Source organism: Virgisporangium aurantiacum, assembly GCF_016863635.1.
GTDB classification, from domain to species: domain Bacteria; phylum Actinomycetota; class Actinomycetes; order Mycobacteriales; family Micromonosporaceae; genus Virgisporangium; species Virgisporangium aurantiacum.
On sequence record NZ_BOPG01000033.1, the window covers coordinates 298,746 to 314,358 of the forward strand.

Annotated in this window: 16 protein-coding genes; 10 read left to right on the forward strand and 6 right to left on the reverse strand. The window is 71.2% G+C overall.

Annotated elements, in window-relative coordinates; translation table 11 throughout:
- Positions 1-97 precede the first annotated feature (97 nt).
- The 3 genes from Vau01_RS27005 to Vau01_RS27015 are packed head-to-tail and all read right to left on the reverse strand — an operon-like array spanning position 98 to position 2,881.
- The gene (locus Vau01_RS27005) at positions 98-703 is read right to left on the reverse strand and encodes a LutC/YkgG family protein (protein ID WP_203997825.1); all 606 of its coding nucleotides are present in this window, start codon (positions 701-703) and stop codon (positions 98-100) included.
- On the reverse strand, positions 696-2,156 hold the full coding sequence (locus Vau01_RS27010; RefSeq protein WP_203997828.1) for a LutB/LldF family L-lactate oxidation iron-sulfur protein: 1,461 nt from the start codon (positions 2,154-2,156) through the stop codon (positions 696-698). Before Vau01_RS27010 ends, Vau01_RS27005 begins: the two co-directional genes overlap by 8 nt.
- Complete coding sequence (locus Vau01_RS27015) at positions 2,153-2,881, reverse strand: (Fe-S)-binding protein (RefSeq protein ID WP_203997832.1); 729 nt, start codon at positions 2,879-2,881, stop codon at positions 2,153-2,155. The genes Vau01_RS27010 and Vau01_RS27015 overlap by 4 nt, the downstream gene beginning before the upstream one ends.
- 180 nt (positions 2,882-3,061) lie before the next feature.
- Between Vau01_RS27015 and Vau01_RS27020 the strand changes: the two genes are divergently transcribed.
- The 6 genes from Vau01_RS27020 to rhaI are packed head-to-tail and all read left to right on the forward strand — an operon-like array spanning position 3,062 to position 9,152.
- A complete protein-coding gene (locus Vau01_RS27020; RefSeq protein WP_203997835.1) occupies positions 3,062-4,567 on the forward strand; it encodes a sugar ABC transporter ATP-binding protein in 1,506 nt (501 codons plus the stop codon).
- Positions 4,564-5,595, forward strand: a complete 1,032-nt coding sequence (locus Vau01_RS27025) for an ABC transporter permease (protein ID WP_203997838.1) — start codon at positions 4,564-4,566, stop codon at positions 5,593-5,595. Before Vau01_RS27020 ends, Vau01_RS27025 begins: the two co-directional genes overlap by 4 nt.
- A 31-nt stretch (positions 5,596-5,626) precedes the next feature.
- Entirely contained in the window at positions 5,627-6,604 is a 978-nt protein-coding gene (locus Vau01_RS27030; protein ID WP_239151869.1) for an ABC transporter permease, read from the forward strand.
- Positions 6,601-7,635: a rhamnose ABC transporter substrate-binding protein gene (gene rhaS, locus Vau01_RS27035; RefSeq protein WP_203997841.1), complete on the forward strand. Its 1,035-nt coding sequence runs from the start codon at positions 6,601-6,603 to the stop codon at positions 7,633-7,635. The genes Vau01_RS27030 and rhaS overlap by 4 nt, the downstream gene beginning before the upstream one ends.
- A 7-nt stretch (positions 7,636-7,642) precedes the next feature.
- A complete protein-coding gene (locus Vau01_RS27040) occupies positions 7,643-7,990 on the forward strand; it encodes an L-rhamnose mutarotase (RefSeq protein WP_203997844.1) in 348 nt (115 codons plus the stop codon).
- Positions 7,980-9,152, forward strand: a complete 1,173-nt coding sequence (gene rhaI / locus Vau01_RS27045; RefSeq protein ID WP_203997847.1) for an L-rhamnose isomerase — start codon at positions 7,980-7,982, stop codon at positions 9,150-9,152. Before Vau01_RS27040 ends, rhaI begins: the two co-directional genes overlap by 11 nt.
- Here the strand turns inward: rhaI and Vau01_RS27050 are convergent.
- Together Vau01_RS27050 and Vau01_RS27055 are read right to left on the reverse strand one after the other, a co-directional pair.
- Positions 9,149-10,030, reverse strand: coding sequence for a MarR family winged helix-turn-helix transcriptional regulator (locus tag Vau01_RS27050; protein ID WP_203997849.1), 882 nt, complete (start codon positions 10,028-10,030; stop codon positions 9,149-9,151). The genes rhaI and Vau01_RS27050 overlap by 4 nt on opposite strands.
- A gap of 9 nt (positions 10,031-10,039) precedes the next feature.
- Entirely contained in the window at positions 10,040-10,684 is a 645-nt protein-coding gene (locus Vau01_RS27055; protein ID WP_203997852.1) for a MerR family transcriptional regulator, read from the reverse strand.
- Positions 10,685-10,763: 79 nt separating this feature from the next.
- Between Vau01_RS27055 and Vau01_RS27060 the strand changes: the two genes are divergently transcribed.
- The 4 genes from Vau01_RS27060 to Vau01_RS27075 are packed head-to-tail and all read left to right on the forward strand — an operon-like array spanning position 10,764 to position 13,588.
- On the forward strand, positions 10,764-11,753 hold the full coding sequence (locus Vau01_RS27060) for a hypothetical protein (RefSeq protein ID WP_203997855.1): 990 nt from the start codon (positions 10,764-10,766) through the stop codon (positions 11,751-11,753).
- On the forward strand, positions 11,750-12,172 hold the full coding sequence (locus Vau01_RS27065; RefSeq protein ID WP_203997858.1) for an ABA4-like family protein: 423 nt from the start codon (positions 11,750-11,752) through the stop codon (positions 12,170-12,172). The genes Vau01_RS27060 and Vau01_RS27065 overlap by 4 nt, the downstream gene beginning before the upstream one ends.
- 13 nt (positions 12,173-12,185) lie before the next feature.
- Positions 12,186-12,950 carry an MBL fold metallo-hydrolase gene (locus tag Vau01_RS27070; protein WP_203997861.1) on the forward strand — a complete coding sequence of 255 codons (765 nt, stop codon included), beginning with the start codon at positions 12,186-12,188 and terminating at the stop codon, positions 12,948-12,950.
- Positions 12,947-13,588, forward strand: a complete 642-nt coding sequence (locus Vau01_RS27075; protein WP_239151870.1) for a DedA family protein — start codon at positions 12,947-12,949, stop codon at positions 13,586-13,588. Before Vau01_RS27070 ends, Vau01_RS27075 begins: the two co-directional genes overlap by 4 nt.
- Here Vau01_RS27075 and Vau01_RS27080 read toward each other — a convergent pair.
- Positions 13,507-15,612: a phage holin family protein gene (locus tag Vau01_RS27080; RefSeq protein WP_239151871.1), complete on the reverse strand. Its 2,106-nt coding sequence runs from the start codon at positions 15,610-15,612 to the stop codon at positions 13,507-13,509. The two genes, Vau01_RS27075 and Vau01_RS27080, sit on opposite strands and share 82 nt — an antisense overlap.
- Position 15,613 lies beyond the last annotated feature (1 nt).

A 15,613-nucleotide genomic window follows, 5' to 3' on the forward strand; every position in this document is an offset into this window, starting at 1 on the left:
CGATCTTGGACTCCCTGAGGTGCCAGGGCACCGCAAGGAGTCCAAGATCGCGAAAGCGTGGGGCCGCCCGCCGCGCGCGGCCGCGCAGGTCAACGGGTTAGGTGGCGAGCACCACGACCAGGGTGCGGGGGCCGTGGACGCCTTCGACCCGGTGCAGTTCGATGTCGCTCGTCGCCGACGGGCCGCTGATCAGCGTCAACGGGCGGTGCGGGTCCAGCCGCGCGATCAGCTCGGGCACCGTCTGCACCACCTGCTCGGCGCGCACCACGCACACGTGCAGGTCGGGCACCAGCGTGATCGCGCGACGGCCCTGGCCGGCCGATCCGTCGAGGGCGATCGTGCCGGTCTCGGCGGCGGCCACCGTGCACTCCGTGAGCACGCCGTCGAACGCGTCGAGGTCGTGCGGGGTCAGGTCGCCCGGGTCCACCACCGCGTCCGGCACGGTCAACGACGACGGCAGGCCCGGTGGGACCACGAACCGCGCGCCGGTCGGGATCGCCGACGCCACCGCGGCGGCGAGACCGTCCACAGTGGACCGGATAACCGTGGCCTTGTAGTCGACGAGCCGGTCGGTCAGCAGCTCCAGCAGTTCCGGTGCGCCCGGCGCGAAGGAGCCGTGCGAGCGGTAGTCGCGGGGAATGTCCACAGTGGACCGTGACAGGCCGATCGCGGACCGCACCCGGGCCAGGATCTCGTCACGCATCGGCGTTCCCGGACGTGCGGCGCCACCAACTGCGGAACGTCTCGCGGGGCGGCAGGGGCGCGTCGCGCGTCGCGGTCCAGGCCGACAGGGGCGGTGGCAGGGACCGGATGCGGCCGCGCCGCCCGAGGATGCGTCCGCCGCGCGCGGCCCGGCCCGCACCCGCGAAGAGCTTCGGTGACGACATGACCCAGCCCGCCGCGGCCATCGCGACCGACTCGGCCGTCGGCATCCGCTTCTCCTCGACGACCCGCGCCCGCAGGTGCACCAGCAACTGAGGGATGTCGATGCGCACCGGGCAGGCGTCGAAGCACGCTCCGCAGAGCGACGACGCGTACGGCAGCGTCGCGTTGTCGGCGACGCCGGTGAGCTGCGGGCTGAGCACCGCGCCGATCGGGCCCGGATACACGGATCCGTACGCGTGGCCGCCGGTGCGTTCGTACACCGGGCACACGTTGAGGCAGGCGCTGCACCGGATGCAGTGCAACGCCTCGCGGCCCACCTCGTCGGCCAACGTGGCGGTGCGTCCGTTGTCGAGCAGCACCAGGTGGAACTCCTGCGGCCCGTCGCCGGGGGTGACCCCGGCCCACATGGACGTGTACGGGTTCATCCGCTCACCGGTCGACGAGCGGGGCAGCAGTTGCAGGAACACGCCGAGGTCGTCCCACGTCGGCACGATCTTCTCGATGCCCATCACGGTGATGAGCGTCTGCGGCAGCGTGAGGCACATGCGTCCGTTGCCCTCGGACTCGACCACCGCGAGCGTTCCCGTCTCGGCGACCGCGAAGTTGGCCCCCGACACCGCGACCCGCGCCGTGAGGAACCGGCGGCGCAGGTGCGCGCGGGCGGCCATGGCGAGCCGGCGCGGCTCGTCGGTGAGGTCGGCCGGCGCGTCGGCCATCTCGCGCTGGAAGATCTCCCTGATCTCGGACCGGTTGCGGTGGATCGCGGGCACCAGGATGTGCGACGGCTTGTCGTGTCCCAACTGGACGATCAGCTCGGCCAGATCCGTTTCCACGGCGGCGATCCCGGCCTCTTCGAGCGCCTCGTTGAGCCCGATCTCCTGCGTGGCCATCGACTTGACCTTCACCACCTCGGTGGCGCCGGTCGCCCGCACCAGCGAGGTGACGATCCGGTTGGCGTCGTTCGCGTCGTTGGCCCAGTGCACGGTGCCCCCGCGCGCCGTCACCTCGCGTTCGAGCCGCTCCAGGTGAACGTCCAGCGAAGCCATCGTGGCGCGCTTGATGGCCGCGCCGGCGAGCCGCAACTCCTCCCAGTCGGGCACCTCGCCCACCACCGCCGCGCGCTTGTCGCGGATCGTGCGGGTGGCGTGGCCGAGGTTCTTCCGCAGCTGGGTGTTCGCCAGCGCCTCCCGCGCGGCCACCGGGAACGTCTGGGAGCCGCGGAGGGCGCCGACGCCGCGCGGCGCGGTCGGCAGTCCGAGGTAGGTCTTCATTGGACACTCGCAAGGATCTCGGCGAGGTGGACGGTGCGGGTGCCGGTCTGCAGCCGCGACAGCCCGCCGCCGATGTGCATCAGGCACGACGAGTCGCCGGCGCACACCGCCTCGGCGCGCGTCGACAGCACGTTGCGCATCTTGTCGGCGAGCATCGCGGTGGACGTGTCGGCGTTCTTCACCGCGAACGTGCCACCGAACCCGCAGCACTGGTCGGCGTCGGGCAGCTCGACGAGGTCGATCCCGCGTACGTTGCGCAGCAACCGCAGCGGCTTCTCGCCGACCCGCAGCATGCGCAGCGAGTGGCAGGTGGGGTGGTACGTGACGCGGTGCGGGTAGTACGCGCCGACGTCGTCGACCCCGAGCACGTCCACCAGGAACTCCGACAGCTCGTACGTCCGCGAGGCGACGGAGGAGGCGCGCGAGGCCAGTCCGCGCGATCCCGCCCGCGACGCCACGAACGAGTGCTGGTGCCGCACCGACCCGACGCACGACCCGGACGGTGCGACGATCGCGTCGTACGGGTCGAACACCTCGGCGTGATGCTTGATCAGCGGCAGCGCGGCCCGTTGGTAGCCGGTGTTGACGTGCATCTGCCCGCAGCAGGTCTGGTCGGCCGGGAACACCACCTCGTGTCCGAGGCGGCGCAGCAGGCTGGTGGTGGCCTTGCCGACGTCCGGAAACAGCGCGTCGACCAGGCAGGTCACGAAGAGTGCGATCCGCACGGGGCGACCATACGCCACGCCGGCCGGTAAAAGCGATCTTGGACGCCGGTCCGGACCGTCGCCGAACACGGCTCTTGACGGGCGCACACACCGGAACTAGCGTGCGTGGCTACCGGGTTTGAATCGATTCACCATTCCGCCCCGAACACTCGTGAAACGATTCATGCCCCAAGGAGGACGATGTCACCGCCAGGACCGCCACCCCTGCTCGCGCTGAGCGGCGTCCAGAAGAGCTTCGGCGCCGTGGCCGCGCTGCGCGACGGGCGCCTCGACCTCCACGCCGGCGAGGCCCACGCCCTGGTGGGTGAGAACGGCGCGGGCAAGTCCACGCTGGTGCGGATCCTGGCCGGCGTGCACCCGCCCGACGCGGGATCGATGACGCTCGACGGCGAGCCGCTCGTGCTGCGGGGCCCGGCCGACGCCCGCGCCGCCGGCATCGCCGTGATCTACCAGGAACCCACGCTGTTCCCCGACCTCTCGGTCGCCGAGAACATCTTCATCGGGCGGCAGCCGCAGAAGTCCTGGCGGCGCATTGACACCGCCGCGATGCGGCGCAAGGCGACGGAACTGTTCGACCGCCTCGGCGTCCACCTCGATCCGGACCGCCCCGCGCGCGGCCTCTCGATCGCCGACCAACAACTCGTGGAGATCGCCAAGGCGCTGTCGTTCGACGCACGGATCCTCGTCATGGACGAGCCGACCGCCGCCCTGTCGGGCGTGGAGGTCGAGCGGCTGTTCGCGGTGGCGCGGTCGCTGCGCGACGCCGGCGCGGCCGTGCTGTTCATCTCACACCGCTTCGACGAGGTGTTCGCGCTGTGCCAGCGCGTCACCGTGATGCGCGACGGCGCCTGGGTCTCCACCGACCCGACCGACGCGATGACCGTCGACGGCCTGGTGCGGCGCATGGTCGGCCGCGACATCTCCGCGCTGTTCCCGCATGTGGACAAGACCGTCGGCGACCCGGCGATCGAGGTGCGCGGCCTCACGAGCGCGGGCGTCTTCGACGACGTGAGCTTCACCGTGCGCGCCGGCGAGATCGTGGCACTCGCCGGGCTGGTCGGCGCCGGGCGCAGCGAGGTCGTCCGGGCGGTGTTCGGGGTCGACCGGTACGACAGCGGCGAGGTGCTGGTGGCCGGCCGCCGGCTGCCGACGGGCAACCCGGGCGCCGCCATCGCCGCCGGGCTCGCGCTCGTTCCCGAGGACCGTCGTCAGCAGGGTCTGGTGATGGATCTCTCGGTGGAACGAAACGCCACGCTGGTGCGCCGCTGGAAACTGAGTCGACTGGGCCTGCTCGGGTTCGGCGCCGAACGACGGAGCGCCCAGACGTGGACGCAACGCCTGCAGGTCAAGGCCGGCAGCCTCGGCGCCGACGTGTCGACGCTGTCCGGCGGGAACCAGCAGAAGGTCGTGCTGGCCAAGTGGCTGGCCACCGAGCCGACGGTGCTGATCGTCGACGAACCCACCCGGGGCATCGACGTCGGCACGAAGGCGGAGGTGCACCGGTTGCTCTCCGAGCAGGCGGCGCGCGGCGTCGCGGTGCTGATGGTGTCGAGCGAACTGCCCGAGGTGCTCGGGATGGCCGACCGGGTGCTGGTGATGCACGAGGGCCGGCTGGTCGACGACATCCCCAGCGACCGGGCCGACGAGGAGTCGGTCATGTTCGCGGCCACGGGGTCGGCGTCATGACCACGATCGCGAAGGCACCGGAGCAGGCGACGGCGTCGACGGGCGTCGTGCACAAGGTCTTCCTCGTGCGCGAACTCGGCATCGCCCTCGCGCTGCTGATCCTGATCGCGGTCACCGCGATCACCGAGCCGCGCTTCCTGTCCGCGCAGAGCGTCAAGGACCTGCTGCTCGGCTCGACGATCCTGGCCGTGCTCGCGGTCGGGCAGGCGATCGTGGTGATCACCCGCAACGTCGACCTGTCGGTCGGCTCGGTTCTCGGCCTCTCCGCGTTCGCGACCGGCACGCTGTTCGTCAACACGCCCGGCCTGCCCATCCCGCTGGCCGTGCTGGCCGGAATGGCGCTCGGTGCGGCGTGCGGGTTCGTCAACGGCGTGCTGATCGCGGCGGCGCGGGTGCCGGCCCTGGTGGTCACGCTCGGCACGCTGTACGTCTTCCGCGGCATCGACTACACCTGGGCCACCGGTCGCCAGATCAACGCCGCCGACATGCCGACCGGCTTCCTGCACATGGGAACGAACACGATCCTCGGCGTACCCGTGCTGACGCTGTACGCCGTCGTGGTGCTGGCGATCGCCGGGTACTACCTGCGGTCGTTCCGCAGCGGCCGCGAGTTGTACGCGATCGGGTCGGAACCCGCGGCCGCGCGGTTGTCGGGCATTCCGGTCGGGCGCCGCGTATTCGCCGCGTTCGTCGTGTCCGGGACGCTCGCCGGGCTCGCCGGTGTGCTCTACGCGGCCCGGTTCGGCACCCTCGACGCCAACGCCGGCAGCGGACAGGAACTCGAGGTGGTGGCGGCCGTCGTGGTCGGCGGCGTGGCCATCTTCGGCGGCAGCGGTTCGGTGTACGGGGCGGCGCTGGGCGCCGTGCTGCTCACCACGATCGGCAGCGCGCTGCCGGTGCTCGGCGTCAGCCCGTTCTGGCAGCGGGCGGCCGTCGGCGCGCTGATCCTGGCCGCGATCGGCCTGGACCGGGCGCTGGCCGCGCGGATAGCCATCCGGCTACGGGGGAGGAGGGCGCGCCGTGGCTAGAGACCTGCGGAAGTCAGCGTGGGACATCGCCGTGATCGTGGCGCTGGTGCTGTTCATCGCCGTCGCCGGCCAGACGATCGACGGGTTCGGCACGGCCAAGTTCTGGCGCTTCGTGGCGCTGGAGGTCATTCCGGTCGCGCTGATCGCGCTGCCGCTCGCGCTGGTGGTGATCACCGGCGAGATCGACCTGTCGGTGGCCTCGGTGCTCGGGCTGACGTGCACGGTGTTCGGCAAGCTGTGGGCCGCGGGCGTCACCTCGTTGCCCCTGCTCGTCGTTCTCTGCCTGCTGCTGGGTGGGTTGCTCGGTGCGCTGAACGGCCTGTTTATTACCGGGTTCGGGCTGCCGTCGTTGGCGGTGACGATCGGCACGCTCGCGCTGTACCGCGGCCTCGCGTACGTGGTGCTGGGCGACAAGGCCGTCGCCGACTACCCGATCTCGTGGACCAGCAACGCGATCGCGCCGATCCCGGGGCTCACCATCCCGTGGATGGTGCTGGTGGTCCTCGGCGTCGCGGTGATCCTCGGCGTCGTGCTGCACGCCACCCCGATCGGACGCGGGCTCTACGCGATCGGCAACAACGACGAGGCGTCGGCGTTCGCCGGAATCCGGGTGGCCCGCACCAAGTTCTGGCTCTTCGTGCTCACCGGCACCATGTCCGCCCTCGCCGGTGTGTTCTGGACGTTCCGCTTCGCCAGTGCCCGCGCCGACAACGCGACGGGTCTGGAACTGGCCGTCGTCGCCGCCGTGCTCCTCGGCGGCGTCTCGATCTTCGGGGGACGCGGCGGCATCGTGGGCGTGCTCGCCGCCGTCGTGCTGCTGGCCACGCTCCGCAACGCACTGCAACTCGCCGACGTACCGGCGAACACCCTCACCATCGTCACCGGATCGCTGCTCATCGCCTCCGTGGTGGGCCCCAACCTCGTCACCCTCACCCGCGACGCCCTCCACCGGCGTCGAACGAAAACCGCCCTCACCCTCGCTGCCTCGAAGGGAGCCTCCCCATCATGAAGAAGGTCCTCACCGCCTCGTTAGCCGCGTTGCTCGCGGTCAGCCTGGCCGCCTGCGCCGAAGACGGTGACAGCGACACCGGTACCGGCGAAACCACCAACGGCATCAAGTCCGGCCTGAAGATCGCCTTCCTGCCCAAGCAGGTCAACAACCCGTACTTCACCTCCGCCGGCACGGGCGGCAAGAACGCCGTCACCGAGTTCAAGGGCACCTACAGCGAGACCGGCCCGTCGGAAGCGTCGGCGTCGTCCCAGGTGAGCTACATCAACACGCTGTCGCAGCAGGACACCGACGTGATCGTGGTGTCGGCCAACGACAAGGACGCCATCTGCGGCGCGCTCTCCGAGGCGAAGTCGGGCGGCACGAAGATCGTCACCTACGACTCCGACACCAAGCCCGAGTGCCGCGACGTCTTCGTGAACCAGGCCACCGCAGACGGCATCGCCAAGTCGCAGATCAAGCTGATCTCCGACGCGGTCGGCCCGGCCGGCGGGAAGATCGCGATCCTCTCGGCGACGGCGAACGCCACGAACCAGAACACCTGGATCGAGAAGATGAAGGCCGAACTGGCGAAGCCCGAGTACAGCAAGCTCCAACTCGTGGCGACCGTCTACGGCGACGACAAGGACGAGAAGTCGTTCCAGGAGGCGCAGGGCCTGCTCGCCAAGTACCCGGACCTGAAGGGCATCATCTCGCCGACCACCGTCGGCGTGGCCGCGGCGGCCCGGTACCTGAGCGGCTCGACGTACAAGGGCAAGGTGGCGCTGACCGGTCTCGGCACGCCGAACCAGATGCGCGCGTTCGTGAAGGACGGCACCTGCAAGGCGTTCGCGCTGTGGAACCCGGAGGAGCTGGGTTACCTGGCCGCGTACGCGGCGGGCGCGCTGGCGTCGGGCACGATCAGCGGCAAGCAGGGCGACAAGTTCACCGCCGGCAAGCTCGGTGAGTTCACCGTCGGCGCCAACGGCGAGGTGCTCCTCGGCGACCCGACCACCTTCGACGCGTCGAACATCGACAAGTTCAACTTCTAGGTAACCAATGAAACGCGTCTGCTTCACGCTGCAGGTCCGGCCCGACCGCCTGGACGAATACCGTCGACGGCACGCGGCGGTCTGGCCGGACATGCTGCGCGCGTTGCGCGACGCGGGCTGGCACGACTACTCACTTTTCCTGCGCGACGACGGGCTCCTCGTCGGGTACCTGCTGACCGAAGACCTGGCCGCCGCACAGGCGGCCATGGACGCCACCGACGTGAACAGCCGGTGGCAGGCCCAGATGGCCGAGTTCTTCGAGGGTCTGGACGACGGCCGTCCGGACCTGGGTTTCCAGGTACTCGACGAGGTGTTCAACCTGGACGATCAGTTGGAGGCGATCGATGACTCCTGAGACCCGCACACGGGTGCTGGATGCATTGCGGCGGCAGCACATCGAACTACCGTCGTGGGCGTTCGGCAACTCCGGCACGCGGTTCAAGGTCTTCCCCCAGGAGGGCGTGCCACGCACCCCGCAGGAGAAGATCGCCGACGCGGCGACGGTGCACCGCTTCACCGGTGTGGCGCCCAGCGTCGCGCTGCACATCCCCTGGGACAAGGTCGACGACTACGCGGCGTTGTCGGCGTACGCCGCGTCGGAGGGCGTGCAACTGGGCGCCATCAACTCGAACGTGTTCCAGGACAACGACTACAAGCTCGGCAGCGTCACCAACCCCGACGCGGGCGTGCGCCGCAAGGCGACCGACCACCTGCTGGAGTGTGTGTCCATCATGGACGCCACCGGGTCGCGCGACCTGAAACTGTGGTTCTCCGACGGCACCAACTACCCGGGCCAGGACTCGATCCGCGGCCGCCAGGACCGCCTGGCCGCCGCGTTGTCGGAGGTCTACGACCGGCTCGGCGACGAGCAGCGGATGCTGTTGGAGTACAAGCTGTTCGAGCCGGCGTTCTACACCACCGACGTGCCCGACTGGGGCACGGCGTATGCGCACTGCCTGCGGCTGGGCGGGAAGGCGCAGGTGGTGATCGACACCGGTCACCACGCACCCGGCACGAACATCGAGTTCATCGTGGCGTTCCTGCTGCGCGAGGGGAAGCTCGGCGCGTTCGACTTCAACTCCCGCTTCTACGCCGACGACGACCTGATGGTGGGCGCGGCCGACCCGTTCCAGCTGTTCCGCATCATGTTCGAGATCGTCTCGGCGGGCGCGCTCGACCCCGACTACGGGATCGCGTTCATGCTCGACCAGTGCCACAACATCGAGGCGAAGATCCCGGCCGTGATCCGCTCGGTGATGAACGTGCAGGAGGCGACGGCGAAGGCGCTGCTGGTCGACGTCGAAGCGCTTGCGGACGCCCAGGCGGCCGGCGAGGTCCTCGACGCCAACGCGGTGCTGATGGACGCGTACAACACCGACGTGCGTCCCCTGCTGCGGGACCTGCGCGAGGACATGGGCCTGGACCCCGAACCCCTGAAGGCGTACGCCAGGTCGGGCTACGCCGAGAAGGTCAAGGCCGACCGGGTCGGCGGCGAGCAGGCCGGTTGGGGCGCCTAAAGATCCTTCTCGAAGAAGTGGTGGCCGTAGACCTCGTCGTTGAAGCGGTCGACCTCGCGGTAGCCCGAGGTGCGGTACATCCGGATCGCCTCGGGCAGCGCCCGGTTCGTCTCCAGATGGACCTTCGTGTGGCCGCGCTCCCGCGCGGTCCCCTCGAGTTCGCGCAACAGGCGACGGCCGAGACCGAGCCCGCGGACCGTGCGTGACACCCACATCCGCTTGATGTACGCGGGCTCGCCGGGGTGGAACAGCAGCGCGCCGCAGCCGACCGGCTCGTCGGCGAGCGTGGCCACCAGGAGCAGGCCGTTCGGCGGGCGCAGGTCGGCTTCGCCGGTGGCGCTCGCCGCGGGGTCGAACCCCTCCTCGAACCGCTCGGCCAGCTCCGCGTAGTAGGAGCCCAGGCAGAACCGGGCGTGCGGGTGGCCCGGGTCGACGACGCCGACCCGCACCGTCGACGCGATCAGCAGCCGCTCGACCTCGCCCATCGCGGCGACCAGGCGGTCGCGCTCGGCCGGGCTCAGGCCGCCGAGCATGTCGGCGGCCATCGTGTCGGAGCGCCGGTCGAGCTCCGCGCGTTCGGCGCGGCCCTCGTCGGTGAGCCGGGCGGTGCGGACGCGCGCGTCGGCGGCGCTGTTCTCGACCCGCACCAGCCCGTCGTCGGCCAGCGCGCGCAGGAGGCGGCTCAGGTACCCGGAGTCGAGCCCGAGGCGGGCCCGCAGGGTACGGATGTCGACACCGTCGGTGCCGATCTCCCACAGCACCCGGGCCTGGCCGAGCGGCCGGTCGAGGGCCAGGAAGTGGTCGTCGAGGGCACCCACCCGCTGGGTGACCGTGCGGTTGAACCGGCGCACCCGCGTCACCGCTTCTTGTGAATCCATTCTCTGACTTTAGTCAGAGGAATCCGTCCTGTCATGGAACAGCCGGTCCGAAACGCTCTCCTGGGCGAGCCGGCGCAGGCCGGCGAGCAGCGCGTCGCCGAGGATCGTGCCGACCACCGCCCGGTAGACGACCGTCTCCGGGTCCGCGGCCTGCACCAACTGGAGATCGAGTTCGGCGATCCGCTCGACGGCCGCCGCGTACTCGTCGATCATCTCGACCTGCTTGGCGTTGTCGAGCCGACGCAGCGCCGCGATCACCTCGGCGACCCGCCGCCGGGCCGGCGCCTCCTCCGACACCAGCCAGCCGCGCCGGCGCAGCAGGTCGTCGACCTCCAGTTCGGCGGTCGCGACGTCGCCGGTGGCCGGCGGCTCGGGACCGCCGGCGGGTGCCGACTTCAGGGCCCGGCCGAGCGCGTGGTGCAGGTCGGGGTCGGGCCGGTCGAGGTCGGCGAACAGGTCGCGGATCGCGGCGACCGGCAGCCGCCCGACGTCGATCAGCACCCGCACCAGGCGCAGCCGCTGGAGGTGCCGCTCGTCGTATCTGGCCTGGTTGGCGCGGATCGACTCGCCGGGTGGAAGGAGCCCCTCCCGCAGGTAGTACTTGATCGTCGGCACCGGGACGCCGCTCCGCTCGCTCAACTCCGCGATCCGCACCCTTGACCCCCTCGCGTGTTCGATGGATAGTGTAGCTATCGATAGCGGATAGCACCGCTATCCATTCTTGGGAGGGATCATGAACGCGCCCCGACTGCACCGGCCGCTCGCGGTCACCGCCGTGGCCATGGCGGGACTCGCCGCCGTCGCGGCCGCCGGGATCGTCGTCGACGACCGGGTCCTGCTCGGCGTCCCGATCTGGCTCAAGCCGTTCAAGTTCGCGATCTCCCTGGTCGTCTACACCGGAACGCTGGCGTACCTGATCGGCTCGCTGCAGGACGGCTCGCTGCGGGGCGGCTCGCAGCAGGACGGCTCGCTGCGGGGGAGGCCCGCCCGGCACGCCGGCTGGCTCGGCAACGTGATCGTCGCGGCCTCGTTCGTCGAGATGGCGGTCATCGTCGGGCAGGTGGTCCGGGGTCGGCGCAGCCACTTCAACGTCGAGACGCCGCTCGACAGCGCGCTGTGGGGCGTCATGGCCGTCACGATCCTGATGCTGTGGATCGCCACCGCGCTCATCGGCGTCGTCCTGCTCCGCCACTACCAGGGCGACCGGCCGACCGTGCTCGCCGTGCGCTACGGCCTGCTCATCTCGCTCGCCGGCATGGCCATCGGGTTCCTGATGACGCAGCCGACCGCGGAGCAGCAGGCCGGATTCGCCGACGGCCCGCCCACCCTCGTGGGTTCGCACAGCGTCGGTGTGGCGGAGGGCGGCCCCGGCCTGCCGCTGGTCAACTGGAGCACCACCGGCGGCGACCTGCGCGTCGCGCACTTCATCGGGCTGCACGCCCTGCAGGCCCTGCCGCTGCTGGCGTTCGGGCTCGCGCGGGCCGCGCGGCGCTGGCCGGTGCTGCGTCCCGACCGGGTACGCAACCGCCTGGTCGGGCTCGGTGCCGTCGGCATGGCCGGCATCACCGCGCTCACCACCTGGCAGGCCCTGCGCGGCCAGCCCGTCGCGTCCCCCGACACGCTCACGCTGGGCTCCGCCGGCCTCCTCGCCGCCGGGCTCGCGGTGGGCGCGGCGGTCGCGCTCCGCCGTCCCGTTGTTCGTGACGCGGTGCGCGTCGGATGACCGAGTTGGCGTTCAACCTGGCCTTCCCGTTGGCTGTGCCGTTCTGGGCGCTGATGATCGTTGCCCCGCACTGGCGCTGGACCCGGACGATCGTCAGCTCGCCGCTGATCGTGCTGGCGCCGCTCGTGGCGTACCTGTTCGCGGTGATCCCGATCTTTCCGGAGTTCGCCGCCGAGATGGTCAATCCGAGCTTCGACGGCGTGCGCGAGATCGTGAGCACCGCCGACGGGACGGCGTTGGTGTGGGCACACCTCACCGCGTTCGACCTGTTCGTCGGGCGGTGGATGTACCTCGACAGCCGGGAGCGGGGGATTCCGGCCCTGGTGATGGCGCCGCTGCTCGTCCTGACGATCCTGCTCGCGCCGTTCGGGCTGACTATCTACCTGGCGCTGCGTACCCGGTGGGCGGCGCCGGCATGAAAAGCTGGGACCCATGCGCATCACCTGGTGGGGACACGCCACCGTCGCCATCGACGACGGGGGTACCACCGTCCTCACCGATCCGGTGCTGCGGAGCCGGTTCGCGCACCTGTACCGGAGACGGGGCCCGGCACCGCGGCTGCCCGCCCCGAACGCGGTCGTCATCTCGCACCTGCACGCCGATCACTGTGACCTGGGCTCGTTGCGCGGGCTGCCGGCGTCCACCGCTCTGGTCGTGCCGAAAGGCGCGGGCGCGTTTCTCCACCGCAAGCTCGGCGGCGTCCGCGAGATCCAGGAGGTCGTCGCCGGCGACGAGGTGACCGTCGGCAGCCTCCGGATAAGCGCGGTGCCGGCGGTGCATCCGGCCGGGCGGTCGCCGGGGTCGCGGATCCGGGCCGCCGCCGTCGGCTACCTGGTGAAGGGCAAGCGGACGGCCTGGTTCGCCGGCGACACCGACCTCTTCGACGGCATGAGCGGGTTCGGACCGGTCGACGTGGCGCTGGTGCCGGTGTGGGGCTGGAGCTGGACGATCGGCCCCGGTCACCTCGGTCCGGCGGAGGCCGCCGAGGCGGTGCGGCGGGTAGCGCCGGGCTGGGCGGTGCCGGTCCACTGGGGCACGCTGTGGCCGGTCGGCTTCGCCCGCGTGCGGCCCGACCGGTTCACCGAACCCGGCCCGGAGTTCGCCCGGTTCACGGCGGAGAAGGCCCCGGAGGTCCGGGTCCGCGTGCTGCCGCCGGGCTCGAGCCTGCAAGTGGACGACGTGAGGTCGCCCCAGTGACCACGATCGGCGCCGTTCTGGCGGCCCTGGGGACCACGTTCGCGCTGGTGCTCGTCGGTTCGATCGTGCCGGTCGTGCCGACCGGTGCCGTGGTCAGTGCCACCGCCGTCGTCGCGCTGCACCGCGACCCGGTCACGCCGGTGCTGGTGATCGCGATCGGCGCGCTCGCCGCCTACCTCGGCGACGGCGTGGTGTTCTCGATCTGCCGGCGCGGCGGCGAGGCGGTCACCCGGCGGCTGCACCTGTCGGCGAAGCCGGTCAAGGCGGCCGAGGCGGTGCGGGAACGGCTGCGGAAGCGGCCGGTCACCGTGCTGCTGATCTCGCGGCTGATCCCGGCCGGCCGGATTCCGGTGCTGCTCGCCGCCGCCCTGGTGAAGCTGCCGTGGCGGCACTTCCTGGTGGCGAACTGGCCGGCGTGCCTGCTGTGGTCGACGTCGTACGCGGCGATCGGCGTGCTCGGCGGCTCGGTGTTCCCGGAGCCGTGGCAGGGGATCGTCGCGGTGATCGTGCTGGTGCTGGTCGTCACCCAGGTGGCGTCGATGATCCAGAAGCGCGTTCAGACCGACACGGACTCGGGCTCCGGCTCCGCCGAAGGCGCCGCGCGCAGCCCCAGTTCGTCGAGCCAGTCCACCAACTGACGGTAGACGGCGTCCGGCCCGCGGATGTCGTCGTGCTCGCGGTGCCAGGTCGCCGGGTACACCAGCACGGCATCGGTCTGCCAGCCGCCGATGCCGCCGTGCGAGCCGACCAGTTCCTCGAACGCCGCCACCTCCTCGGTGCCGCGGTCGAGGCGGCTGACCGCCACGATGTCACCGACGTGCGCGATGCCCTGGTGGTCGAGCAGGTCGCGGGCGGCGTGCGGGCCGTACCGCAGCAGCGGGTCAATGCCGTCGACGTGACCGTCGCGCAGCCGGTGGCGTCCGATCTCACCGATCGCGACCGGGCCGTCGATCGCGGACTCGACCACGACGAACCCGACCCCCGGATGCCGGACCAGGCCCGGCACCAGGTCGGGGTGCAGGTGGTCGAGGTCCTCCAGGGTCAGCCGGTGCGGCTGGCCGGTCAGGTAGATCATGGCGAGGTTGCCCGACGCGACGGTGACCACCGGCTGGCCTTCCGGCAGCGCGCGGCCCGCGCTGAGCCGGTCGCGGCGCTGTTCGGGCGCGCAGGCCCGCACCGCCGCACCCTTGACGCCGCGCTGGTGGGCCATGCCGGTGAGCAGGACGTTGACCCGGCCCCACTCCTCGGCGTTGCTCCCGCCGTCGGCGCTCGGGTCACCGTCGTCCTCCGGGACGTGCACCAGCTTCGTGACCACGTCTTCGAACGTCTCGCCGTACCGCTGCCGGAACGTGGCGCCCTGGCTCTGCCCGTGGTCGGAGAGCACCACGATCTCGTACCGGCGGGCGGCTGAGTCGGCGAGCCGGTGCAGCGTGCCGAGCACCCGGTCGAGCCCTTCGAGCGATTCCATCGCCTCCGGCCGCAGCGGCCCCGCGTGGTGGGCCACCTCGTCGTAGTCGACGAAGTCGCAGAAGATCACCGGCGCGCCCTTGCTCATCTGCTCGGCGATCAGCGACACGTTGAGGTCGCGGAGGACGACGTTCGTCACGGCCCGCAACGCGACGTAGGCGCCGTGCCGGGCCACCCGCGGGTAGACGTCGCGGCGCCGCTGCCGGCGGGCCTGCTGGATCTCCTTGAGCATCTCGCCGATCGACAGCACCAGCGCCCGGGCCAGCCCGTACGGGCTCGCGACGAACGACAGGTAACCGCGGGCCGAGCGGCCCGGCAGCGACGCGTTGCTGAACGTGAGCAGGCTGACCGGCGCGTCGCCGGAGAACACGTTGCTGATGCTCACGCCCCCGTCGGCGAGCAGGCCGCGGCCGTTCGAGATGCGCTTCTCGACGTCGGCGGCGTCGCGCGGCCGGTTGGTGACGACGAGCCGCTGCGTCTCCTTCTCGTACCAGCGGAACGCGGGCACCTGGCCGACCTCGCCGTGCATGATGCCGGCCTGGCTGGCCGGGGTGGTGGCCGGCATGCCGGTGTGCCAACCGGTCATCGCGTGGCTGCCGTTGCGCAGCCAGCGGCCGAGGTTGGGCAGGTTGCCGGCCTTCACGGCCCAGTTCAGCAGCGGCTCGCTGAGCCCGTCGAGCTGCACGATCAGCACGCCGGGGCGGTTCGGCGGCTCGTCGAGCGGGCTCCGGGCCATCTGCCGCAGCGTCTGGCGCAGGAAGACGTCGTCGCTGCCGGCATCGGCCAGCCAGTTGATCGTGGCGGCCAGGATCGCCGCGATCCAGCTGGCCACCCACGCGTCGGCGAAGTTGTTGGCGGACACCCCGTCGGAGATCAGCAGCCCGGTGTACATGACGATCGCCTGCAGCACCGTGCCGAGAGCCAGCACCCCGATGCCGCCGACGAGCACCGCGACGCCGAGCAGCACCCAGCGCATCACCATGCCGACGAGCGCCAGCACCACCATCAGCTCGACCAGCGCCGCCGGCCCGCCGCTGGCATAGACCCCCGGCAGCAGCCAGAAGGTGACGGCGAGCACGCCGAAGCTGGTGGCGCCGCTGCGCAGCATCGACCTGGCCCAGGCCATCGTCGGCCGCCATTCGCGCCAGAGCCGCAGCGTGAGCACCAGGCGTCGACGCACGGTCCTAACGTTCACC